General features: G+C 30.1%; 20 protein-coding genes. 16 read left to right on the forward strand and 4 right to left on the reverse strand.

The window, feature by feature from the left end:
- The first annotated feature begins 30 nt into the window (after positions 1-30).
- From pheT to LL038_RS24385, 5 genes are all read left to right on the forward strand, one after another.
- Entirely contained in the window at positions 31-2,409 is a 2,379-nt protein-coding gene (gene pheT / locus LL038_RS24365; protein ID WP_216123978.1) for a phenylalanine--tRNA ligase subunit beta, read from the forward strand.
- Between the two features lie 181 nt (positions 2,410-2,590).
- A complete protein-coding gene (gene zapA, locus LL038_RS24370) occupies positions 2,591-3,190 on the forward strand; it encodes a cell division protein ZapA (RefSeq protein WP_216123977.1) in 600 nt (199 codons plus the stop codon).
- A 190-nt stretch (positions 3,191-3,380) separates the two neighbouring features.
- Positions 3,381-5,327, forward strand: a complete 1,947-nt coding sequence (locus LL038_RS24375; RefSeq protein ID WP_216123976.1) for an ABC-F family ATP-binding cassette domain-containing protein — start codon at positions 3,381-3,383, stop codon at positions 5,325-5,327.
- A gap of 129 nt (positions 5,328-5,456) precedes the next feature.
- Entirely contained in the window at positions 5,457-7,823 is a 2,367-nt protein-coding gene (locus LL038_RS24380; protein WP_268055955.1) for an ATP-dependent DNA helicase, read from the forward strand.
- A 559-nt stretch (positions 7,824-8,382) separates the two neighbouring features.
- Positions 8,383-8,808, forward strand: coding sequence for a zinc-ribbon domain-containing protein (locus tag LL038_RS24385; protein ID WP_216123974.1), 426 nt, complete (start codon positions 8,383-8,385; stop codon positions 8,806-8,808).
- Positions 8,809-8,889: 81 nt separating this feature from the next.
- Here the strand turns inward: LL038_RS24385 and LL038_RS24390 are convergent, their stop codons facing one another.
- Both LL038_RS24390 and LL038_RS24395 read right to left on the reverse strand, forming a co-directional pair.
- Positions 8,890-9,135 (reverse strand): AbrB/MazE/SpoVT family DNA-binding domain-containing protein, encoded by a 246-nt coding sequence (locus LL038_RS24390; protein WP_071614011.1) that lies wholly within the window; start codon positions 9,133-9,135, stop codon positions 8,890-8,892.
- Between the two features lie 309 nt (positions 9,136-9,444).
- Positions 9,445-9,936 carry a YajQ family cyclic di-GMP-binding protein gene (locus LL038_RS24395; RefSeq protein ID WP_216123972.1) on the reverse strand — a complete coding sequence of 164 codons (492 nt, stop codon included), beginning with the start codon at positions 9,934-9,936 and terminating at the stop codon, positions 9,445-9,447.
- A gap of 207 nt (positions 9,937-10,143) precedes the next feature.
- On the opposite strand from LL038_RS24395, the gene LL038_RS24400 reads away from it, so the two are divergent.
- The 6 genes from LL038_RS24400 to LL038_RS24425 all read left to right on the forward strand — a co-directional run bounded on the left by LL038_RS24400 (position 10,144) and on the right by LL038_RS24425 (position 17,365).
- Complete coding sequence (locus LL038_RS24400) at positions 10,144-10,791, forward strand: sensor histidine kinase (RefSeq protein WP_216123970.1); 648 nt, start codon at positions 10,144-10,146, stop codon at positions 10,789-10,791.
- Between the two features lie 120 nt (positions 10,792-10,911).
- Complete coding sequence (locus tag LL038_RS24405; RefSeq protein WP_216123968.1) at positions 10,912-11,664, forward strand: LytR/AlgR family response regulator transcription factor; 753 nt, start codon at positions 10,912-10,914, stop codon at positions 11,662-11,664.
- A 38-nt stretch (positions 11,665-11,702) separates the two neighbouring features.
- On the forward strand, positions 11,703-12,086 hold the full coding sequence (locus LL038_RS24410) for a response regulator (RefSeq protein ID WP_216123966.1): 384 nt from the start codon (positions 11,703-11,705) through the stop codon (positions 12,084-12,086).
- 151 nt (positions 12,087-12,237) lie between these two features.
- Positions 12,238-14,406, forward strand: coding sequence for a DNA helicase RecQ (recQ, locus tag LL038_RS24415; RefSeq protein ID WP_216123959.1), 2,169 nt, complete (start codon positions 12,238-12,240; stop codon positions 14,404-14,406).
- A gap of 15 nt (positions 14,407-14,421) precedes the next feature.
- A complete protein-coding gene (locus LL038_RS24420; protein ID WP_216123957.1) occupies positions 14,422-15,615 on the forward strand; it encodes a DEAD/DEAH box helicase in 1,194 nt (397 codons plus the stop codon).
- Positions 15,616-15,748: 133 nt separating this feature from the next.
- Positions 15,749-17,365 (forward strand): ABC-F family ATP-binding cassette domain-containing protein, encoded by a 1,617-nt coding sequence (locus tag LL038_RS24425; protein WP_216123955.1) that lies wholly within the window; start codon positions 15,749-15,751, stop codon positions 17,363-17,365.
- Between the two features lie 51 nt (positions 17,366-17,416).
- Here the strand turns inward: LL038_RS24425 and LL038_RS24430 are convergent, their stop codons facing one another.
- Entirely contained in the window at positions 17,417-17,635 is a 219-nt protein-coding gene (locus tag LL038_RS24430; RefSeq protein WP_216123953.1) for a ground-like protein, read from the reverse strand.
- Between the two features lie 371 nt (positions 17,636-18,006).
- On the opposite strand from LL038_RS24430, the gene LL038_RS24435 reads away from it, so the two are divergent.
- The 3 genes from LL038_RS24435 (at position 18,007) to LL038_RS24445 (ending at position 20,537) form a co-directional block, all read left to right on the forward strand.
- Positions 18,007-18,414, forward strand: a complete 408-nt coding sequence (locus LL038_RS24435; RefSeq protein WP_216123951.1) for a DUF6465 family protein — start codon at positions 18,007-18,009, stop codon at positions 18,412-18,414.
- Positions 18,415-18,558: 144 nt separating this feature from the next.
- The gene (locus tag LL038_RS24440; RefSeq protein WP_216123949.1) at positions 18,559-19,635 is read left to right on the forward strand and encodes a M24 family metallopeptidase; all 1,077 of its coding nucleotides are present in this window, start codon (positions 18,559-18,561) and stop codon (positions 19,633-19,635) included.
- Positions 19,636-19,703: 68 nt separating this feature from the next.
- Positions 19,704-20,537, forward strand: a complete 834-nt coding sequence (locus LL038_RS24445) for a deoxyribonuclease IV (RefSeq protein ID WP_216123947.1) — start codon at positions 19,704-19,706, stop codon at positions 20,535-20,537.
- Between the two features lie 70 nt (positions 20,538-20,607).
- On the opposite strand, the gene LL038_RS24450 is transcribed toward LL038_RS24445, so the two are convergent.
- Positions 20,608-21,252, reverse strand: coding sequence for an MtnX-like HAD-IB family phosphatase (locus tag LL038_RS24450; protein WP_216123946.1), 645 nt, complete (start codon positions 21,250-21,252; stop codon positions 20,608-20,610).
- A gap of 461 nt (positions 21,253-21,713) precedes the next feature.
- On the opposite strand from LL038_RS24450, the gene kdpF reads away from it, so the two are divergent.
- Positions 21,714-21,791, forward strand: coding sequence for a K(+)-transporting ATPase subunit F (gene kdpF / locus LL038_RS25760; RefSeq protein ID WP_216124075.1), 78 nt, complete (start codon positions 21,714-21,716; stop codon positions 21,789-21,791).
- 26 nt (positions 21,792-21,817) lie between these two features.
- Positions 21,818-23,497 (forward strand): potassium-transporting ATPase subunit KdpA, encoded by a 1,680-nt coding sequence (gene kdpA, locus LL038_RS24455; protein WP_216123945.1) that lies wholly within the window; start codon positions 21,818-21,820, stop codon positions 23,495-23,497.
- Positions 23,498-23,509: the final 12 nt, after the last annotated feature.

Consider the following 23,509-nt stretch of genomic DNA (forward strand, 5'->3'; position numbering starts at 1 on the left):
GTACTAACACAGATGCTAGGAGGATATATTATGAAAGTTCCAGTTAAATGGCTTAAAGATTATGTCGATATAAATATTTCACCACAGGAGCTCGGTGACAAATTAACTTTGTCTGGTTCAAAAGTTGAGGAAGTTATTATTTCGGGTGCTGAAATTCAAAATGTTGTTACAGGAAAAATAATAGAAATTGTGAGTCATCCAGATGCTGATAAATTAGTTGTATGTCAGGTAGATATAGGACTTAGCGCACCAACACAAATTGTTACAGCAGCTACTAATATGAAAGAAAATGATATTGTACCGGTAGCACTTCATCAATCAACGCTACATGGAGGAGCGAAAATAAAGAAAGGCAAACTTCGTGGTATATTATCGAATGGTATGTTCTGCTCTGAGGAAGAACTTGGAATAGCTGTGGATGAACCGGTTGAGGGTTTAATGATACTACCAAAGGATACACCACTTGGCAAAGACATAAAAGAAGTATTAAATCTTCAAAGCGCTCTAATAGATTTTGAGATAACTTCTAATAGAGCAGATTGTCTTAGTATTATAGGAATAGCTAGAGAGACGGCCGCAACATTAGGTACAGAATATAGAAAGCCAGCTCTTGATTATAAAGCTACTGCAGAGGAGAATGTAGAGGATATCTATAAGGTAGATCTTAAGGATGAGTTATGCAAAAGATATATGTTAAAGGGTATAAAAAATGTAAAAATTGAGCCATCACCACAGTGGATGCAAGAAAGACTTATAGAGGCTGAAATCAGACCTGTTAATAACATAGTAGACATTACAAACTTTGTTATGGTTGAGCTTGGTCAACCTATGCATGCATTTGACGCTAGGCAAATTACTACTAATAACATAGTTGTAGAAAGAGCGAAAACGTTAGAAAAATTTACTACATTAGATGAAAAAGAAAGAGAGTTAGATGATAGTATATTAACAATAAAAGATGGGGATAGAACTATAGGACTTGCAGGTATAATGGGAGGTCTTAATTCGGAAATTAAAGAAGACACCACAAGTGTAATATTTGAGGGCGCAAATTTTGATGGGGTTAATATAAGACTTGCTTCGAAAAAATTATTGTTAAGAACTGATGCATCTTCAAAGTTTGAAAAAGATTTGGATCCTAATATGGCTGAAATGGCAATTAATAGGGCTTGTCATTTAGTAGAAGAATTAGGTGCGGGTGAAATAATGCAGGGGTGCATAGATGTATATCCAAATAAAATTAAATCTCATACTTTAGAAGTGGATATAAATTGGATTAATACTTTCCTCGGAACAAATATATCTAAGTATGATATGAAATCATATCTTGATAGATTAGAACTTGCTACTGAAATAATAGGTAATTTTCTAATTGTACAGTCGCCTTCCCATAGATCTGATATTAATATCAGAGAAGATATTGCAGAAGAAATAGCTAGAATGTATGGTTACGATAATATACCATCTACATTACCTAATTGCGAAACTTCAAGAAGTGGGAAAAGTGAGAAGCAAAAGTTAGAAGACAGAGTAGTTCTTTCTTTAACTGCAAGCTCACTTAATCAATCAATAAGTTATTCTTTCGTAAGTCCTAAAATATTTAATAAGCTTTTAGTACCAGAAGAGAGTGAATTAAGGAATGTAGTTACTATAAAAAATCCACTAGGTGAAGATTATAGCATAATGAGAACTACAACTATAGCATCTATGATGGACTCTTTATCAAGAAATTATTCAAGAAATAATGAAGAAGTTAGATTGTTTGAAATAGGTAAGGTTTATATACCTAGTGTTGATTTAGATAAGCTCCCAGAGGAAAGAAATATATTAACAATAGGAATGTATGGAAATGTTGATTATTTGGATTTAAAGGGTGTCGTTGAAAATGTATTGGATAATTTGGGAATAAAAAATGCATCATATAAAAGGGAAAGTGAAAATCCTACTTATCATCCAGGAAAAACATCAAATTTGTATGTGAAGAGAGAATTTGTAGGTGTGGTTGGAGAAATTCATCCGAGTGTTTCGGAGAACTATGAGGTTTTACCAAGATGTTACATCGCAGAATTAAACTTGGATATATTATATAAACATACAGATTTAAATAATAAGTATAAATCACTTCCAAAATTTCCTGCTGTTACAAGAGATATTGCTCTTTTAGTTGATGAGGAAGTTTTAGTTCAAGACATTGAAGATGTAATTGTAAAACAAGGTGGTAATATTTTAGAAAGTGTTAAGTTATTTGATGTATATAAAGGTAAACAAATAGCAGAGGGTAAGAAAAGTATAGCTTATGCTATAGTCTACAGAAGGTCAGATAAAACATTAACTGACGATGAGGTAAATAAGGTACACGAGAAAATACTAAGAACTTTAGAGAATAAAGTTGGTGCAGAGCTTAGATAATAGCAAATAATTAAAACTCCCTTAAAGTAAGGGAGTTTTAATTATGTAATGCATATTTCTTATTAAGTATACCAAGTTATTAATTGTTTGATTTGTATGATTAATTTCAAAATATTGGTTTTATTAAAAGTTATATTGTGGTACAATGGGGTTAACTAATCTGTCTAAGAGGGTGTTTTAGATGAACGTTGTAACAATAAAAATAAATGGCATTGAATATAATTTAAAAGGTGATGAAAGAGAAGAATATTTACATATGGTAGCCAGTTATGTTGATAAAAAGATAAAGAATATAATGGGAAATAATGAAAAACTTAGTACCTCTTCTGCAGCAATTTTAACGGCTTTAAATTTAGGTGATGATATGTTTAAAAGCAATTCACTTTGCAAGGAACTTTCAACTAAAGGTGAAGAATTAAATAAACATGATAAGGAATTGACAGGTAAGTTGGAAGATTTAAAAAAACAGTTAAGCCATATGGAAGATTACAATCAGGAATTGCTTAATAAATGTAAAAATATAGAGAAAACTGAATATGTAAAAACCTTAGAGCAAGAAAATATAGATATGCAAAAGCAATTAGAAGGTATGAAAGAGATAAATAAAATTTCTAGCGAAGAAAATAGAAGCATTAAAACAGAAAATAAAGAAATGAAATTTAAGCTTCAGTCTTATAAGTATAAGATAATTGATTCTCAAAATAAGTTGATAGAATATCAAATTAGTTTGGCTAAACAAAAGAAAATAAACAATCCTCTTTTAGTTACACGTAAAAAATAAATTTTATTTAAGAGTATGTTTAAGGTGTCGCCGAAAGGCGGCTTTTTTATTGATAAGGGAATAAGAATACATAAACAATATATATCTTTGGATAGAGGAATACTTTTTTTAAAAATTTCCACTATACCTTAGCTATTTATTTAGTTATAATTAAAGCATGGTGTTATGCCATGAAAAGGATGGTACATATATGAATTTGTTAACAATAGAAGAAGTGAGTAAAAGTTATAGTGAGAGAATACTCATTGATAAAGTATCACTAGGTATAAGTGATGGAGATAAAATGGGATTAATAGGTGTTAATGGTACTGGAAAATCAACTTTTTTAAAAATAATAGCCGGTTATGAAGTCCCAGATGGGGGCAGAATTATAAAGGGCAATAGGGTTAATATAGAGTATTTATCTCAAAATCCTGAGTTTGATTCAGAAGCTACAGTACTTGAGCAGATTTTCAAGAGTGATACTGATGTTATGAAAGTCATAAGGGAATATGAAGTAGTTTTAGAAAAATTACAGGAGAATCCAGAAAGTGAATCTACTCTAAATGCATTAATGAGGCTAAATGATAAAATGGATGCATGTAATGGATGGCAAGTGCAAGATGATGCTAAAATTATTTTAACGAAGCTTGGGATAACTGATTTTAAGCAGCGTATAGGTGAACTTTCAGGTGGGCAAAGAAAGAGAGTAGCTTTATGTAGTGCACTTATTACTCCATCAGATCTATTGATCTTGGATGAGCCTACAAATCATATGGATAATAAAATAATTGATTGGTTAGAGAAGTTTTTAAACAAAAGAAAAGGTGCTTTACTTATGATTACCCATGATAGGTATTTTTTAGATAGAATAACAAATAAAATTCTTGAACTAGACAAGGGTAATTTATATAGTTATGATGGTAATTATTCTGTATATTTGGAAAAGAAAGTTGAGAGAATGGCTTTAGTGGATACACTAGAGAGAAAAAGGCAGAGTTTGTTTAAAAAGGAACTAGCGTGGATAAGACGTGGAGCGAAAGCTAGAAGTACAAAGCAAAAGGCTAGAATTGACCGTTTTGATGAACTAAAAGATGGAAAAGTAGATACTTCAAGTGATAACTTAGAGCTATCTTCGGCATCTACAAGACTTGGTAAAAAGATTATGAATGTTGAACATATATATAAAGCATTTGGTGAAAAAAAATTAATTGAAGATTTTAGTCATATATTCACAAGGAGAGATAAAGTTGGAATTATAGGCCCTAATGGAATGGGAAAATCTACTCTAATGAATATTTTAAGTGGAGTACTAAAACAAGATGCAGGGCTCGTTGAATGGGGCGAAACAGTAAAAATTGGATTTTTTCATCAAGAAAATGGTGAGATGAATGAAAAACTTCGTGCAATTGAATACATAAGAGAAGGTGCAGAATACATATCTACAGGTAGTGGAGAAAAGATCACAGCATCGCAAATGCTTGAGAGATTTTTATTTGATAAAAATACGAAACATTCATTTATTTCTAGTTTATCAGGTGGAGAGAAACGAAGGTTGTATTTATTAAGAATTCTTATGGAAGCTCCAAATGTATTATTTTTAGACGAGCCGACTAATGACTTTGATATTCAAACACTAGCGGTACTAGAAGATTATTTAGATGGATTTAATGGTGTTGTTATAACTGTATCACATGATAGATACTTTTTAGATAGAGTATCTGATAAAATATTCAGCTTTGAGGGCAATGCAAAAATAGTACAATTTGTTGGAAATTATACTGATTATCAAGAATATATAGAAAAAAATCCTGAGGTGCTTGAAGGCAATAATGAGGTGAATAAAGAAGAAAAAAAAGAGCTTGATAATAAAGAAGTTGTTATAGATGATAATCAAGACATTAAAAATGATAAGCCTTTAAAGTTTACGTTTAAAGAGAAAAAAGAATTTGAGGAAATAGACGGTGCAATTGAGCAGAAAGAAACAGAACTTGTAGATGTTAATAAAAAAATTAACGCTGGCAGTAGTGACTTTGAATATTTGGAAGAATTGGTGCAGCAGCAAAAAACTATTAAAGTAGAGACTGAATATTTAATGAAGCGTTGGACATATTTAAATGAATTAGTAGAAAAAATAGAATCTCAGAAAAATAGTTAAATCATTTCCAGGGGAGCGAATCTCTTGCGGAAGTGAATATTAACGACCTCAGAAGGTAGATCTCACACTTGTAGAAGTGTCAGATTTACCTTCTGAAATGTCGTTTAAATAATAAAGAAGGTATAACCTGTGGATAAAAGTAGAGACATAAAAATATCTGTGCGTAACTTAGTAGAGTTTGTACTAAGAGCTGGGGATTTGGATATGCGGTTTATGGGAAGCAGCAGGGCTGTAGAGGGTACCAAAGCACATCAAAAGATTCAAAAAGAAAATAGTGAAAAGTATTCTGTCTTGCTTGGTGAGGAATATTTATCTGAGGTAAGTTTAAAACATATAACAATACATAATGATATTACTATTGTAATTGATGGACGAGCCGATGGTATTCTAATAAAAGATGGAAAAGTCACCATAGATGAAATTAAAACAGTTACTAAAGATATAGAAGTTATAAAAGAAGATTACAATAATCTACACTGGGCTCAAGCTAAGTGTTATGCGTATATATACGGGATCCAAAATGACCTTACTCTTATTAATGTTCAATTAACATATTATGAAATAAGTAGTGAAAAAACTAAGCGATTTATTAAAGCTTTTTCAATTAATAAACTCAAAGAGTTCTTTGATGAAATTATTTCTAATTATTTTATATGGGCTAATATTACAAATGATTGGAATATGAAGCGAGATAAGACTATAAAAGATTTAAAGTTTCCTTTTGATAGTTATAGGGAGGGACAAAGAGAACTAGCAGTTTCTGTATACAAAACAATAGTAGAAGGCAAAAAAATGTTTGTGCAAGCTCCCACTGGAATAGGTAAAACTATATCTACATTGTTCCCAAGCATTAAGGCTATTGGAGAAGGGCATACCTCAAAAATTTTTTACTTAACTGCAAAAACTATAACAAGACAAGTTGCACAGGATGCATTTGATAAAATGAAAGAGCGAGGCCTTGAGTGTAAGACTATTACAATAACTGCAAAGGATAAAGTATGTTTTAGTAAGGGCAGTGCATGTAATCCAGAACAATGTAAATTTGCAAAAGGACATTTCGATAGGGTTAATGATGCTATTTTTGATATATTGAAGAATGAAAATACATTTAGTAGAGATATAATTGAGATGTATTCGAATAAACATAATGTATGTCCTTTTGAATTTTCGTTAGATTTAACTTTGTGGGCTGATTGTGTTATATGCGATTATAATTATGTATTTGACCCTAGGGTCTACTTAAAAAGATTCTTTACTGATAACAATGGAGATTATACTATATTGGTTGATGAAGCTCACAACCTAGTAGATAGGGCAAGAGAAATGTTTTCATCCCAAATTAATAAGAAACTACTTTTACAATTGAAAAAAGATATAAAAGGTAAAAATGATCAAATGTATAAAATATTAAGTAAGTTAAATTCTTTTATGTTAAATATGAAAAAAATGTGCAATGAAGATGGGTATTATAAACAAGAATCTGAACCCGTAGAAGTATTTAATCTTCTTACAAGGCTTACTAAAATATTAGAAATATGGCTCACTAAAAATGAAAAATCTGAAATATATGATAACTTTTTAGAGTTATATTTTAATTCACTCAGTTTTATAAGAATAGCTGAACTATACGATGACAAATATATAACTTATGTAGAAAGTTTTGAGGATGATGTAGTGTTAAAAATATTTTGCCTAGATCCATCTAAGCTTCTAAGAGAAGCATCCAAAAGAGGGCGATCAGTGATATATTTCTCTGCAACATTACTTCCTCTATCATATTTTAAAGAAATTTTAGGTGGGCAAAGCAAGGATTATAATTTAACTCTAAATTCCCCATTTGATAAAAACAAACTTAAAGTTATGATAGCTAAGGATATTTCTACTAAATATAATAGGAGAGAAAACAGTTACCCGAAAATAGTAGAATATATATATTCTGTGATAAAGGCTAAAAAGGGAAATTACATGGTGTTTTTTCCGTCATATAAATATATGGAGGTCGTTTTTAATAGGTTTTCGAAGATATATCCAAGTGTGAAAGTTAGTATTCAAGTTAATGCAATGACTGAAGAAGCTAGGGAAGAGTTCCTTAAGAATTTTAATAGAGATGGTAAAGAGAATATTCTAGGGTTTGGAGTTTTAGGTGGTATTTTCTCAGAAGGGATTGATTTAAAAGGTGACGCATTGATTGGTGTTATAATCATTGGGGTAGGGCATCCTATGATTTGCTTTGAACGGGAAATTATTAAAGATTACTTTAATAATAAAAGCAATTGTGGTTATGAATATTCTTATATGTACCCAGGTATGAATAAAGTACTACAGGCAGCAGGAAGAGTGATTAGAACAGAAGAGGATAGAGGAACTGTACTTTTAATAGATGATAGATTTCTTAATCAAAGGTATAGAAGACTATTTCCAAAAGAATGGAATAATTATCAAATAATTAATAACAAGATCCATGTAAGTGAAGAAATTTGTGATTTTTGGAAATAATACATTTTAAAATAAAAAAACTTGAGCGGATGCTCAAGTTTTTTTTATACTTAAAGTCTATTTATTAATATATTGGGGGGGGATAAAGAAAGGAAACCTAATTTATTTATAACAGCTACAAATACATCTACATAAAATATTTATATCCATGAATACGATAATAGTTCACTAATAGGACATAAATAGTTTCCTTTTATTATGGGGGTACTTAAGTTTTGCAATTAATGTCGAAATAAGATTTATCTTTTGTGTGTATATTACCAATATGTTTCGACTTATTTCTTGATTTAAGAATACCATGGATTACACAAATAGTCAATAGAATTATAAAAAGTTTAATTTAAACAAATTTAAAACTAAAAACGACAAAAACATTCGACAAAATATAAGGAATATAGTATTGAGATAGGAATATTAAAGTGAAAAAATAATTAATTGTCATCAAGTATCTTTTACAGAAAATTAATAATGATTAAAGCTTTATAGTGATAGACTATATGAGAGTGGCAAATTAGAGAGTGTTATCTATTTAAAAGTATAATAAGGAGGAATAATATAAATGTTTGTTAAATCTTCTAAAGAACTTTATGGTTGGGATAGATTTTCAAAAGTAACCTTATTGCTAGGAATATTTTTGCTTGTAACTAGGTCTTGGATTTTAGCAGCGACACTTATTATCTATTCGATTTGGAGAAGTAGGTCAACTAACATGTCTGGAAGAAGTAATGAAAAATTTGTCTATGAAAATATAGAAAGGAATTTTCATTATAAAATCAAAAATTTTAGACAAAGTTTTAAACAAAATATAAAAAATTTTAAGATTAAAATTAAAAAATATAAGCCATTAGAGCAATTTAAAGAAAAAAGAAATTATATGATAACTTATTGTCCCAAATGTAGGCAGAAATTAAGAGTGCCAAAACGCAAGGGTAAAATTATTGTAACTTGTTCAAAGTGTAGTAGCGAGTTTAGATTAAGAACATAAAAAAGATATCCTTTAGAAGGATATCTTTTTTATGTTTTTCTTTAGTAGGCTTGTACATAGTGTAGGAAAAAATATCCTAAATTATTTACCTGAACCTAATTCAGCAAGACAATCTTTACAAATGTTTTTGCCTTTATAGTTTACAACGTCTCTTGCATTTTGACAGAAAATACAAGCTGGTTCATATTTTTTAAGAATGATTTGATCACCATCTACATAGATTTCTAAAGCGTCCTTGATATCTATATCTAAAGTTCTTCTTAATTCTATAGGAATAACAATTCTTCCAAGTTCATCCACTTTTCTTACAATACCTGTTGATTTCATTTAATTTCCTCCTCGAACATCTTTCGACTTATTTATAATTAAATTGTAGCAAATAATACATAAAACGTCAATAGGTTTATGAAAATATTTAAAAAAAATAATAAAAATTAGCAATCATTTACGTATTATGCAAAAAAAATATAATGCTATGTCATTTTAAACATTATTATACTATCTTATACAACATACAAAATACTTTAACTATTACAATATTCATAATAGTTTGCAATTAGTGTAAGATTTTATGGACATAAAAAAGACTATCTCAAAGTGATTTTAATCACTTTGAGATAGTCTTTTTAAATATAACTATCTAAAATTAGTAAATTGTAATGCAATATCAAAATCCTTTGATTTTATTAAAGCCATTACTTCTTGTAAATCATCAAGATTCTTTCCGCTAATCCTTAGTTGGTTATCCATAATTTGTGCTTGAACTTTAATTTTACTAGATTTAATTTCTGCAATTATCTTTTTAGCTTTTTCTGTGGAAATTCCTTTTATAATTTTAGCTGTTTGTCTTGCAGAACCTAAAGTAGCAACATCTTGTTTACCAAGGTCTAATGCCTTTCCAGATATTCCTCTTTTAATTAATTTTGCTACAAGAACTTCTATAACAGATTTTAATTTAAAATCATCATCAGATGTTATTTTAATATCTTCTTTACCTAACTTGATTTCAGTAATAGTGTTTTTAAAATCATATCTTTGTTTAATTTCCTTTAATGCTTGGTTTATCGCATTATCTACTTCTTGCATATCTACATCGGATACTACGTCAAATGAATGTGCAGTTGCCATAATTAAAAACCTCCTCTAAATTTATGTAACTTAATTCGAATCTCTTAATTAATAGTAGGTTAATAGTTTGTAAATGTCCAGTAGTTAATGAGGAAAGATTAAATTTTTAATATTAGGGCTATGTAACTAAGGTATATATATAAATCAACGATATATTTAATAAATAGAAAATAATGTTTTTATAAATATTTATAAGGAGAAAAATCAATGGAAGTAAATAAAATAAAGAAGCCCAATAAATTAAAGAATATTGAAGATGAAAAGGAACTGAAATCAAAAGTGCCTTATATTAACCAACATTTCATCTTTAATACATTAAATAGTATATTATCACTTTGTAGACAAAATTCTGAGGAAGCTAGGAATGTTGTTCTAGAACTTAGTAATTATTTGAGATTTAATTTTAATGTAACAGATAAAAGTATACTATTACAGGAAGAAATAGAATACATAAAATCATATTTATATATTCAAAAGGTCAGGTTTGGAGATAGACTGAATTGTGAGTATTACATAGAAGAAGATATAAATTTTTTAATACCTAAAAACTCATTATACAATTTAATAGATAACTCAATTAAACATGGAATTTTAAAAAAAACTCATGGGGGTACTATAACTTTTATGATTACAAGACAAATGGAAGAAATAGCAATAAGGATTAAAGACGATGGTGTTGGAATGGAACAGTCTCAAATAAAACAAATATTAAATGGTGAAAATTATGGATCTACTTCAAACTTAAATTCATTATATAAAGATTTATATAATGCTAAGTTGGAAGTTATTAGTACATTACTAATTGGAACATATATAACCTTGTATATACCTATAGAATATATAAAATTTGTTTGATATATATTGAATGAAAAGATTAATTATAGCATTAAATTGACAATATTTTCAGCGTGAAGTAAAATTGTAACAATGCATTATTGCGAGTAGGATGAAATTTCAGTATGGGTGGGGGTTTATATGTTAAGAGTAGTTTTAGTAGATGATGAACAATTATCTTTAGATGAATTAAGTTTTATTTTAAGTAAAAAGAGTGAAATAGAAATTATAGGTAAGTTTTTAAGTCCCTTAACAGCTTTAGAATTTATAAAGAAATCTAAGCCGGAAATTGTTTTTTTAGATATAGAAATGCCAGAAATTGATGGTATTACTTTGGCTAAGGAGATATGTAATTTGGATTTTTCAGTGAATATTGTATTTGCAACGGTATTTGATAAATATGCTATAAGAGCTTTTGAAATTAATGTTATTGATTATGTTTTGAAACCATTCTCAGAGAAAAGGTTAGCTCTTACCATGGATAAGATAGAGGAAAGATATAATTGTAGTAAAAATATACTTTTAGAACAAAGGGTGCTTTTAGAAAAAAAATCAAATGTAGGTATGGTAAAGTTAGCACTTTGGAAGGATGAATGTATTTTTCTTGTGCATCCGAGAGACATATTATATTGTACGGTGATTAATAAAGAGGTGTTCGCATTTACTAGAAAGGCTACATATACAACAAATTATACGTTAAATCAATTAGGAAATAAGTTGATTAATCAAAACTTTTTTAGAAGTCATAAAAGTTATTTAGTAAATTTAGATAGTATTTATAAAATAGTACCATGGTTTAATAGTACTTTTGTGCTTCAAATAGAAGACTGGGAAGAGGAAGTCCCTGTAAGTAGACACTACGTTAAAGAGTTTAGAAGAATACTTAATATGTGATTATTATTGTAATTTATGATAAGAAATGAGAGGTATAAATGAAGAAAATATTAATAGTAGATGATGAAGTTAATAATAGATTATTACTAGAGGAGATACTTGAAGATTTTAAAGAGAGAGATGTAGAAATACTTTTAGCCGAAGATGGAGAGCAAGCTTTGGATATAATTAAAAGTGAGAGGCCTAGCTTGGTATTTTTAGATATTATGATGCCTACAATAAATGGATATGAGGTATGTAATATAGTTAAAAAAGAATTAAAGCTGCAAGGTATATATATAGTGCTTTTAACAGCCAAAGGGCGAGAAGATGACAAATATAGAGGAAGACAAGTAATGTGCGATAAGTACATTACTAAGCCTTTTCATTTTAATGAAGTTTTAGCTATAGCTGAAAATGTATTGGATATAAAAATTTTATAGATTTACTCTTATGTTTTTAAAATAAAAGAGTAAGTCTATTTTTATATTTATATATATGCCAAATTCAAAGTTCATCATCATAAAGGTACAAAGTCCTTAAAATAATGTTATACTGTTGTAAGCAATTATTACGTATGAGAGGAAGAAATATATGTTGCGTGAAGCACAAGAAAAATTAAAAAAGTATTATGGATATGATAATTTCAGAAAAGGACAAGAAGATGTAATAGATAGCATATTAAATGGGAAAGATACATTTGCTGTAATGCCTACAGGCGCAGGAAAGTCAGTGTGTTATCAAATACCTGCTTTAATGCTAGAAGGGGTAACACTTGTTATATCACCACTTATATCGCTTATGAAGGATCAAGTGGATACATTAAATAGTATAGGGATAGCTGCAACATATATAAACAGCTCATTAAGTATTAATGAAGTGAATGAAAGAATTGATAAGGTAGCAAGCGGCGAGTTTAAGCTTCTTTATGTTGCACCAGAAAGATTAGAGTCAGACTTTTTCTGCAATATGTTAAATAGATTAAAAATATCGCTTTTAGCAGTGGATGAAGCTCATTGTGTATCACAATGGGGACATGATTTTAGGCCTAGTTATGCAGCAATTTCTAGTTTGATTGATAAATTATCACAAAGACCAATTATAGCAGCATTTACGGCTACGGCAACGCAGGACGTAAGAATAGATGTTATAAGGCTATTAAAATTAAGAGAGCCTGATGTTTATGTAACTGGTTTTAATAGAGAAAATTTAAGCTTTACTGTTATCCGTGGTGAAAATAAAAGAGATTTTGTACTGAAATACATTGAGGACAATAGAGACAAAGTGGGGATAATTTACACAGCTACAAGGAAAGAAACAAATAATCTTTATGAGCTGTTAAATAAAAAAGGATATAATGTAGGTAGATATCATGCAGGCCTTAACGACGAAGAGCGAAAGCAAAATCAGGAAAAGTTTTTGTATGATGATATTAACATAATTATAGCTACTAATGCTTTTGGTATGGGAATAGATAAATCAAATGTTAGATATGTAATCCATTATAATTTAACTAAAAGTATGGAAGCGTATTACCAAGAAGCTGGACGTGGAGGGCGAGATGGTGAGCCAAGTGAATGTATTCTGTTATTTTCAGCAGCAGACGTCCTACTTCAAAAGTTTTTTATAGAGCAAAGCACAGTATCACCTCAAAGAAAGGTAAATGAATATAAGAAACTTCAAGCTATGGTGGATTATTCACATACGACAAGATGTTTACGAAAGTTTATTTTAGAGTATTTTGGGGAAGAAAATGTTCAAGATAAATGTGATAATTGTAGTACCTGCAATGATGAGAGTGAACTTGTAGATATAACTATAGAGGCACAAAAAATATTCTCTTGTATTCTTCGTATGAAGGAGAGGTATGGTACTTCATTAATTGCAGATGTTCTGCGTGGATCTAAAAATAAAAAGGTCTTGGAACTTGGATTTGATAAATTATCAACCTATGGGATAATAAAGCAATATACGGTTAAAGAGATAAGAGACCTTATAAATGTGCTTACAGCAGAAGAATATTTGTCACTTGCAGATGGACAGTTCCCAGTGGTTCATTTAAAAGAAAGAGCAGTACTCGTACTTAAAAACAAGGAAAAAGTATATCAAAAGGTTGATAAAAAGAAAGCAAAAGTTATTAAGGATACTGGTTTATTTGAAATATTGCGCAGCTTGCGTAAAGAAATTTCTGAGCGTGAAAAAGTTCCACCTTATATTGTATTTGCAGACAGTGCACTAAGGGAGATGAGTGAATATTTCCCAGTAAATGAAAAAGAAATGTTAAACATAAAAGGTGTAGGGGAATCTAAGCTTAATAAGTATGGAGAGGAATTTATTCAAGTTATTAAAAAATATATGCAGGAAAACAATATAGAAATTAAGGCGGAAATACTATATAATGAAGATGATGGCGGTAAAACGGAATGCGAGGTAGAAACAACTTATAAAAATGAAGATAAGATACCTAGTTATATTATTACATATAATATGTATAAGGATGGCAAAAGCATAGAGGAGATAATCAGCGAGAGGAAACTTAAAAGCCTGACGGTTCAAGAACATATATTTAAATGTGCGGCTGAGGGTCTTGATGTTAATTTAGATGATTTTATTCCCAAAAATCAAGAAGCACTTATTCTTGAGGTTATAGAGAAAATCGGAGCAGCAAAGCTCAGACCTATTAAAGAAGAATTACCAGAAGAAATAGATTATTTAGCTATAAAAGCAACAATATTTAAATACGCTAACAATAAGATTTCTTAGAAAAAAGGAGGAAATATGGAAAAATCATTTAATGAACTAGGATTAGAACAAAACCTTATAGAAGGTCTTATTAAACAAGGCATTGAAAGTCCTACAGAAATTCAAGTAAAGGCTATACCAATGGGACTTGATGGCGCGGACATCATAGGAGAGTCAGAAACGGGTACTGGCAAAACTTTAGCTTACTTATTACCTATATTTCAAAAGATAGATGTAACATCAAAGGATATTCAAGCAATTATACTTGCGCCAACTCATGAGCTTGCAATGCAAATATATAAGCAAGTGGAGTTGTTATCAGTTAACTCAAATAGTTTAGTTAGATCAACTAGTATAATAGGGAATGTTAATATTAAAAGGCAACTCGAGTCTCTTAAGCAAAAACCTCATATATTAGTAGGCTCTGCTGGAAGAATTTTAGAACTTATAACAATGAAGAAACTAAAATCACACTTCGTCAAAACTATAGTAATAGATGAAGGCGACAGAATGATAGATGAGAATAACATAGATGGAGTAAAAGCCATAATAAAAACTACACTTCGTGATAGACAGATTATGTTATTTTCTGCTACGATTTCACTTAAAGTAGTTGAAATTGCTAAAACTTTAATGAAGAATCCCGAGGTTATTAAAGTAGGAGATAAAAGTGTTGTAAACCCAAATATAGAGCACATATATTTTGTAGTGGAAAGAAGAGATAAAATTGAGCTTCTACGGAAACTTATAAGCGCTACTAAACCTTCTAAGGCAATAATATTTATAAACAAAAGTGATGAGGTAGAGATTACAACTTCAAAACTTAGATATCATAATTTAAAAGTAGAGGGAATTCATGGATCATCTGAAAAAGAAAATAGAAAAAAAGCACTTGAGGATTTCAACGAAGGTAAAATCCAATTATTAGTAGCTTCTGATTTAGCAGCTAGGGGCCTTGACATAGTAGGAGTATCTCATATATTTAATCTTGATATACCAGAAAACTCGAAAGATTATTTGCACAGAGTAGGTAGAACGGGAAGAATGGGAGAGTATGGACTTGCACTATCAATAGCAGTAGAGAGAGAACTTGATCTTATTAAAAACTATGAAAAAGATTTTAATATAGAAATTACTCAAAAAGAAATACACAGGGGGGAGATTACTGAACCCCAAATTATAACTAAAGATAGGAATGCAAGCCATAATACTAGAACTGATAATAAATAGCAATAGCCTAGTTTCCTTGCATGTGGTATAATAGCTTAGTGGTTTAGGATATAATAAAATTAAAATTTTTTGTGGAAAGACTACATATTTTATGTGTAGAATTTTCAGTTAATATGGAGGTATATATAAATATATGATTAGTACAAATAATATAAGTTTAAGATATGGTGCACGTAAATTATTTGATAATGTTAATATAAAATTTAATCCTGGTAATTGTTATGGATTAATTGGCGCTAATGGTTCTGGTAAATCAACATTTCTTAAGATATTATCAGGCGAAATTGAAGCAAATACAGGTGAAGTTTTCATAACACCAGGAGAAAGACTTGCAGTTTTAAAACAAGATCATTTTGAATTTGATGAAAATGAAGTTCTTAATACAGTAATGATGGGACATGTAAGATTGTTTGAAATAATGAAAGAGAAAGATGAATTATATGCTAAATCAGATTTTACGGATGAAGATGGAATTAGAGCTTCAGTACTAGAAGGTGAATTTGCAGAACTTAATGGATGGGAAGCAGAATCAGAAGCTTCAACACTACTTATGGGACTTGGAATAAATGAAGATCTTCAAAACAAAAAAATGAAGGAACTAACAGGATCAGAAAAGGTTAAGGTGCTTCTCGCCCAAACTTTATTCGGAAAACCTGATATTCTATTACTAGATGAGCCTACAAATAACTTGGATATAAAATCTAAAAATTGGCTTGAAAGTTTCTTGTTAAATTTCGAGAGTACTGTAATAGTTGTTTCTCATGATAGACATTTTTTAAATAAAATATGTACTCATGTTGCAGATATAGATTTTAGCAAAATTCAATTATTTGTTGGAAATTATGATTTTTGGTATGAGTCTAGTCAGTTAGCCCTTCAAATGGCTAAGGATCAAAATAAGAAAAAAGAAGAAAAAATTGCAGAACTTCAGAACTTTATTGCAAGATTTAGTTCTAATGCGTCTAAAGCAAAGCAAGCTACTTCTCGTAAAAAGCAATTAGATAAATTGACTTTAGATGATATAAAACCTTCTTCTCGTAAATATCCGTTTGTTGGTTTTAAACCAGAAAGAGAAGCTGGAAATGATTTATTAACAGTTGAGAATTTAAGTAAAACTGTGGATGGGGAAGTTCTTCTTGATAATGTATCTTTTATAGTTAGTAAGGGAGATAAGATCGCATTTACAGGAGCTGATGAAATAGCTAAAACTACATTATTTAAGATATTAATGGGAGAGATGGAGCCAGATAGTGGTGAAGTTAAATGGGGAATTACTACAACTCAAGCTTATTTACCAAAAGATAACACTGAATATTTTAATGGAGTAGATTGCACATTAGTTGATTGGCTTCGTCAGTACTCTGAGGATAAGGCTGAAAGTTTTATTAGAGGTTTCCTAGGTAGAATGCTTTTCTCAGGAGAAGAAGCTCTTAAAAAAGCTAGTGTATTGTCTGGTGGAGAAAAGGTTAGATGTATGTTATCTAAAATGATGCTTAGTAATGCTAATGTATTAATCCTTGATGAGCCTACTAACCATTTGGACTTAGAGTCTATAACTGCTTTAAACAATGGATTAACTAGCTATACTGGAACAATGCTGCTAACGTCTCATGACTCACAGCTAATTGCAACAGTTGCAAATAGAATAATAGAAATTACTCCTAAGGGATTAATGGATAAAATAATGACTTATGATGAATTCGTAGAAAATGATGAAGTTCAAAAAGAACTGGAACTTATGTATAAATAAATAAATGGAGGCACTTCTAATAATATTATTAGAAGTGCCTTTTTAAACTAACTAAAATAATCCACCAAAGCCGCCACCGCAGCCACGACCACCACGCCCGCCGATGCCGCCACAACCTAATAGTAAAAGAAGTATCCAAATGCCACTGCCAGCTCCGCAATTACCGAAGCCACCACCGCATCCATTTCCACAAGTATTTTCACAGTTGCAAACAGGTTTACAACAACTAACAGGTTTACAGCAACAATTATTGTTATGTCTATGACTCATATAAATAACCTCCTTATTTAGTAAGTAAAAGTTTAAGAGTCTACTAAAGTAAATTAATTGGGTACTCTAATAAGAATCTTATACTTTAACTTAAGTATTAGGCTAGCTTAGCATTATACCATCACATAGAGGCAATGTAATTCCTAATGCATAATTGTGAAATTAATTAAGTTATAGTTCTACTTTAATATATTCCACATTTTATCAAGTGTGAGTGTAAACTAAACATAAAAAATTTATAGTGGAAAGTAATGAATTACATCGATTTATAACATAATATTTATAATATTCTCCTAAAAAAAGGGTTTAGAAAAAAAATATCGAATATAGTAAGTAACATATAAAATTTTTTATAAATGGGGGTAAATAATATGGAAAAAGATAATACTTTAGATTCTACTAAAAAAGTTATTAGTGTGGGAACAGAAGAGGCAATAACAATAGTGTCTGATGCCACAAAAGAAAATGTTGAAAAGACTATTAGTGTGGTAAAAGATATTGCAAAAAATGTTAAATCACAAGCCACGAAGGTAACTACTGCTGCAAAAAAGACAGCAGCCAAAAGAACGATAGCTAAGAAAATTGATGTTGGTTTCTATGTCCAATATCAGGGTAAAGAGATTTCAAAAGGAACAATACTAGAAGAAGTATATAAAGAATGGACAAAATCTCATAAGATTACAGAACTTAAGACTTTAGATGTATATATAAAGGTTGAAGAGGATATAGCCTACTGTTTGGTAAATGGAGAAATTAAAATAGACATTAAATTATCTTAATATAAGTTCACTAAAAGTAGAGAAGGCTTATCAGGGCCTTTTTTGTTTGAAATGAGTTCATTTAAATATATGAAAAACCATGTACATTATTTAAATTTTATGATAAATTGAAAGCAGGACAACACAATATTAGGAGGGATTTTAATGTTAAATGAAAGACTTAACAAAGTTTTGAAAATTATGGCGAAAGAAAAAATACCTCAAATGATAGTTTCTGATCCTGCGGCTATATTTTATCTTACAGGGAAATGGATTTTATCTGGAGAGAGAATGCTTGTGCTCTATATTAATTTAGATGGACAAAATAAATTGTTTATTAATGAGTTATTCCCTATAGATGAAGATTTAGGGGTAGAAAAAATATGGTTTAACGATACTCAGAGTCCAGTAGAAATTCTTGCAAAAAACATTGATAAAGAGGCGCCAATGGGTATAGATAAAAATTGGCCAGCTCATTTCTTAATAAAACTAATGAAGCTCAAAGGCGGTAGCACATTTGTTAATGGATCTGAGATTTTAGATAGGGTGAGAATGTGTAAGGATGAGAATGAAAAAGATTTAATGAGAGTAGCGTCAAAACTAAATGATACTGCTGTTGATAAAATGATAAAACTTATTCCTAAAAAATATTCTGAAAAAAAGATGGGAAAGTTACTTTCAGATATATGGGATGATATGGGCACACAGGGACATTCATTTGATCCAATTATAGGTTATGGTGCAAATGCTGCTGACCCTCATCATGAAATGGATGAGTCAACAGTTAAAGAAGGTGACAGTATAGTTATTGATATCGGATGCAAAATGAATTCGTATTGCTCGGATATGACTAGGACTGTTTTTTATAAAACAGTATCAGATCACAGTAGAGAAGTTTACAACATTGTTAAGGAAGCAAATAAAAGAGGAATTGAGAAAGTTAAAGCGGGAGTTAGATTTTGTGATATCGATGCTGCAGCTAGAGAATATATTACAGAAAAAGGCTATGGAAAATATTTCACACATAGATTAGGACATTCAATAGGAATAGAAGTACATGACTTTGGAGATGTTTCCGCTGCGAATACTGATAAAGTTCAGGTAGGACAAATTTTTTCGATTGAGCCAGGGATTTATCTTCCGGGTGACGTTGGCGTTCGTATTGAAGATTTAGTAATAGTTACCAAGGATGGTTGTGAGGTATTAAACCATTATACAAAAGACTTAATTATTGTAGAATAGGGTAAAATATATTTAAGTAGTGGAGGGGATAAGTAAATAAAAATACAGTTTTTATTGGAGGAATAAGTATGTTAAATATAGGTTGTCATTTATCGGTATCTAAAGGTTATAAGGCTATGGGGGAAGATGCTCTTAGCATAGGAGCAAATACATTCCAGTTTTTCACTAGAAATCCAAGAGGTAGTAAAGCAAAAGATATTGATCCAAGTGATGTAGCGGCGCTTCTTGAAATACTAAAAGAAAATAAATTTGCTACAATTTTAGCACATGCTCCATACACATTAAATGCATGTTCTGCTGATGCGAAAACAAGAGATTTTGCGGTGATGATTATGGAAGATGATTTAAAAAGAATGGAATTTTTCCCAAATAGCTTTTATAATTTCCATCCGGGAAGTCATGTAAAACAAGGCACGCAGATTGGAATAGAATATATTATAAATATGCTAAATTCTATACTAAAGCCAGAACAAACAACTACTGTACTTCTTGAAACAATGGCTGGTAAAGGAACAGAAATAGGTAGGACTTTTGAGGAATTAAAACAAATACTTGATGGAGTTACATTACATGAAAAAATGGGAGTATGCCTTGATACATGCCATGTATATGATGCTGGTTATGACATAGTTAATAATTTAGATGGGGTCATAAATGAATTTGATAAAATTATAGGCCTTGATAAGTTATATGCAATTCATTTAAATGATAGTAAAAACCCATTTGAAAGTCATAAAGATCGTCATGAAACAATAGGCGAAGGATCTATTGGAATAGAGGCGATTACTAGAATTATTAATCATCCGAAGCTGCGCCATTTACCATTTTATTTAGAAACACCTAATGAATTAGAAGGTCATGCAAAAGAAATTAAGAGGTTAAGAGAAGTTTACATAGTTTAATAATGCGGAAAATTTAAAATAAAATACACTTATTTACTTAAGCAAAATGTTAAGTAAATAAGTGTATTTTTTATAAGTGTATCTTTAACTTATCCCAAATTTCTGAGAAATTTTCAAATTCTATAAAATCTTTGTTTTTTTCTTTTAGAAGATTTACTAATTTCCCTTTAGCAAAAACAACATCTGCTTCTAATGCAGGTTTAAGATCGGGAGTACTATCTCCAGCATAAAATATTTTTTTATAATTAATTCTTAATTTCTTTAATACAATTGATTTATCAATGCCATATAAGTCTGAGTAAAATTCATCATGCTCATCTAAATCAAAGTGAATTCCATTATCTTTGAAAACACTTTTATTTGCATAAACATCTACTCCTTCTATATGGTTTTTTTCAAGTACCTTATCTATGTAATAATTTGTTCCTGCGCTTATAATAATAAAATCTCCACCGGCAGCTTTAACCTCATCAATGAAAGGAATAGCTGTAGGATCAAAGGCAATATTTAAAATATCTTCGAGAAGCTCTTCTTCGTTTCTATGAACGTTATTAAAAACATAGTTTAAATATTCTCTATCCTTCATTTCTCCATTTTTCCAAGATTTAAATATGGGTGAAAGTTCTTCTTTATAATACAGATCAGATAATATTTTATAAAAATCTTTTTTAGTAAGGGTTCCATCAAAATCAGATATAAATGCAAAATCTTTCATTATATTAATCTCCTTGTAAGCTTATTGTAGAGTTAGTTTGCACAGCTCCAATAATAGTATAACAAAAAAACGAAGAAATGTAATGTTTTATAGTTATCATACATGATGTTATATAAACTTAGTTAGTATAGAATTATTAAAATATGTTTTTTATACATAGATATATTAGATAGACAGGCAAAAGAGAAATATCTTGCCTGTCCTATTTTTTTATTTATTGCATTTAATTAATTTCAAAATTAAATAATAAAAGTAATAGCAAGGAAAATCGTCAATAATCGAGTTAGAACTATGAGCAAAGTATATAGCTTGTCTAAATGAGCATAAATGGATGCAAGAACATTCTAAGCGAGCGTTATCAAAGCTGTAGTAAAATCCTAATAGGGATTATAATCTCTTTATGCGATATTGCAGTAAATAGCAAAAATTAAAAGATTTAGTTTTATTAAGGGAGGATATATATGGTTGGGTTAATAATAATTATAATAATGCTGTTTCTTTATTTATTTTATGCTCTTTTCAATCCTGAAAAATTTTAACGACATTTCACAAGGAGGTCTATTAAATGGATGTTATGCAAATTATTATACCGTTAATTATTTTCGTTTTAATTGTTATTCCTTTAGGAAGATATGTCTGTAACGTTCTAAGTGGGGAAAAAAGCTTTGTTGATCCATTTCTTAACAAAGTTGATAATTTAATTTTTAAAGTAACAGGAATAAATCACAATGAAATGACCTGGAAAACATATGTCTTAGCAATAATAATATCAAATGCAGTAATGTGTTTATGTGCTTATATTATTTTAAGGATACAAAGTCTACACTTTCTAAATCCTAATAATATAACAGCAATGAAGCCAGATTTATCGTTTAATACAGCTATAAGTTTTATAACAAATACTAATCTACAAGGTTATGCTGGAGAATCAGGAGTATCTTATTTAAGTCAGATGGTAGTAATGACCTTTTTAATGTTTACATCTGCATCTACTGGTTTTGCTGCTGCAGGTGCATTTATGAGAGGAATTATTGGCAGAAAAAAAACACTTGGAAATTTTTTCGTAGATATGACAAGAATAATTACAAGAATTTTACTTCCATTATCAATATTTGTTACAGTGATTTTAGTATCGCAAGGAGTACCTCAAACTCTTGCCCCAAATAAAACTATAACAACAATAGAAAGTAAATATCAAGATATCGCAATGGGACCAGTTGCATCCCTTGAATCAATAAAGCATATAGGAACAAATGGTGGAGGGTTCTTTAATGCAAACTCTGCACATCCTTTTGAAAATCCAACTCCATTTTCAAATTTAGTTGAATTACTTTCAATGATGGTTTTACCTGGAGCATTAGTTATTGCCTTTGGATTAATGCTTAAAAATAAAAAACAAAGTTGGATGATTTTTATTACAATGGGTGTCTTACTTGTAATGATGATTCCGATTATATACATGTCAGAAAAAGCTGGAAATCCGAACTTAGCTAAAGTAGGGTTAAGTCAAGTTATGGGTAATATGGAGGGTAAAGAGGTTAGATTTGGCATCGCAGCATCAGCATTATTTACTACTATTACAACTGCTTTTACCACTGGAACTGTAAATACTATGCACGATTCACTAATGCCCCTGGGAGGACTTGTACCATTATGGAATATGATGCTTAATGTTGTTTTCGGTGGTAAGGGTGTAGGTTTTATGAATATGATGATGTATGCAATAATTACAGTATTTATTGCAGGGTTAATGGTTGGACGGACACCTGAATTTTTAGGTAAGAAAATAGAAGGTAAAGAGATAAAATTGATTGCACTTGCAATACTAGTGCATCCACTTATAATATTATTTCCATCGGCTGTGGCACTTTCAACAAAAATGGGACTTAGCTCAATAGCAAATCCCGGCTTTCATGGACTAACTGAAACAGTTTATCAATTTACATCCTCGGCGGCCAATAACGGTTCAGCATTTGCAGGTTTTAATGGAAACACAATGTTTGCGAATACTACAACGGGTATTGTAATGCTCCTTGGAAGATATTTATCAATAATAATACTACTCGCTGTTGCAGGCTCTTTAGCATCTAAACATGCTGTTCCTGAAACTATGGCTACATTTAGAACAGATAATAGCATATTTGTAGTGATTTTAATTAGTGTTGTAATAATAATAGGTGCTTTGACATTTTTGCCAGCACTTGCGCTTGGACCTATAGCAGAACATTTAATGCTGGGTCATTAGGAAGGGGTGTAG

Origin of the sequence: Clostridium estertheticum, assembly GCF_026650985.1 — a bacterium.
Taxonomy (GTDB): Bacteria; Bacillota; Clostridia; order Clostridiales; family Clostridiaceae; genus Clostridium_AD; species Clostridium_AD estertheticum_C.

What these genes read in the sequence shown, in the direction of transcription:
- pheT (WP_216123978.1), top strand. Translation starts at nt 31, where the DNA reads ATGAAAGTTCCAGTTAAATGGCTTAAAGATTATGTCGATATAAATATT.
- LL038_RS24375 (WP_216123976.1), top strand. Translation starts at nt 3,381, where the DNA reads ATGAATTTGTTAACAATAGAAGAAGTGAGTAAAAGTTATAGTGAGAGA.
- LL038_RS24410 (WP_216123966.1), top strand. Translation starts at nt 11,703, where the DNA reads ATGAAGAAAATATTAATAGTAGATGATGAAGTTAATAATAGATTATTA.
- LL038_RS24385 (WP_216123974.1), top strand. Translation starts at nt 8,383, where the DNA reads ATGTTTGTTAAATCTTCTAAAGAACTTTATGGTTGGGATAGATTTTCA.
- LL038_RS24425 (WP_216123955.1), top strand. Translation starts at nt 15,749, where the DNA reads ATGATTAGTACAAATAATATAAGTTTAAGATATGGTGCACGTAAATTA.
- LL038_RS24440 (WP_216123949.1), top strand. Translation starts at nt 18,559, where the DNA reads ATGTTAAATGAAAGACTTAACAAAGTTTTGAAAATTATGGCGAAAGAA.
- LL038_RS24420 (WP_216123957.1), top strand. Translation starts at nt 14,422, where the DNA reads ATGGAAAAATCATTTAATGAACTAGGATTAGAACAAAACCTTATAGAA.
- LL038_RS24400 (WP_216123970.1), top strand. Translation starts at nt 10,144, where the DNA reads ATGGAAGTAAATAAAATAAAGAAGCCCAATAAATTAAAGAATATTGAA.
- kdpF (WP_216124075.1), top strand. Translation starts at nt 21,714, where the DNA reads ATGGTTGGGTTAATAATAATTATAATAATGCTGTTTCTTTATTTATTT.
- LL038_RS24445 (WP_216123947.1), top strand. Translation starts at nt 19,704, where the DNA reads ATGTTAAATATAGGTTGTCATTTATCGGTATCTAAAGGTTATAAGGCT.
- LL038_RS24435 (WP_216123951.1), top strand. Translation starts at nt 18,007, where the DNA reads ATGGAAAAAGATAATACTTTAGATTCTACTAAAAAAGTTATTAGTGTG.
- LL038_RS24405 (WP_216123968.1), top strand. Translation starts at nt 10,912, where the DNA reads ATGTTAAGAGTAGTTTTAGTAGATGATGAACAATTATCTTTAGATGAA.
- recQ (WP_216123959.1), top strand. Translation starts at nt 12,238, where the DNA reads ATGTTGCGTGAAGCACAAGAAAAATTAAAAAAGTATTATGGATATGAT.
- LL038_RS24430 (WP_216123953.1), bottom strand. Translation starts at nt 17,635, where the DNA reads ATGAGTCATAGACATAACAATAATTGTTGCTGTAAACCTGTTAGTTGT.
- LL038_RS24395 (WP_216123972.1), bottom strand. Translation starts at nt 9,936, where the DNA reads ATGGCAACTGCACATTCATTTGACGTAGTATCCGATGTAGATATGCAA.
- LL038_RS24450 (WP_216123946.1), bottom strand. Translation starts at nt 21,252, where the DNA reads ATGAAAGATTTTGCATTTATATCTGATTTTGATGGAACCCTTACTAAA.
- zapA (WP_216123977.1), top strand. Translation starts at nt 2,591, where the DNA reads ATGAACGTTGTAACAATAAAAATAAATGGCATTGAATATAATTTAAAA.
- kdpA (WP_216123945.1), top strand. Translation starts at nt 21,818, where the DNA reads ATGGATGTTATGCAAATTATTATACCGTTAATTATTTTCGTTTTAATT.
- LL038_RS24390 (WP_071614011.1), bottom strand. Translation starts at nt 9,135, where the DNA reads ATGAAATCAACAGGTATTGTAAGAAAAGTGGATGAACTTGGAAGAATT.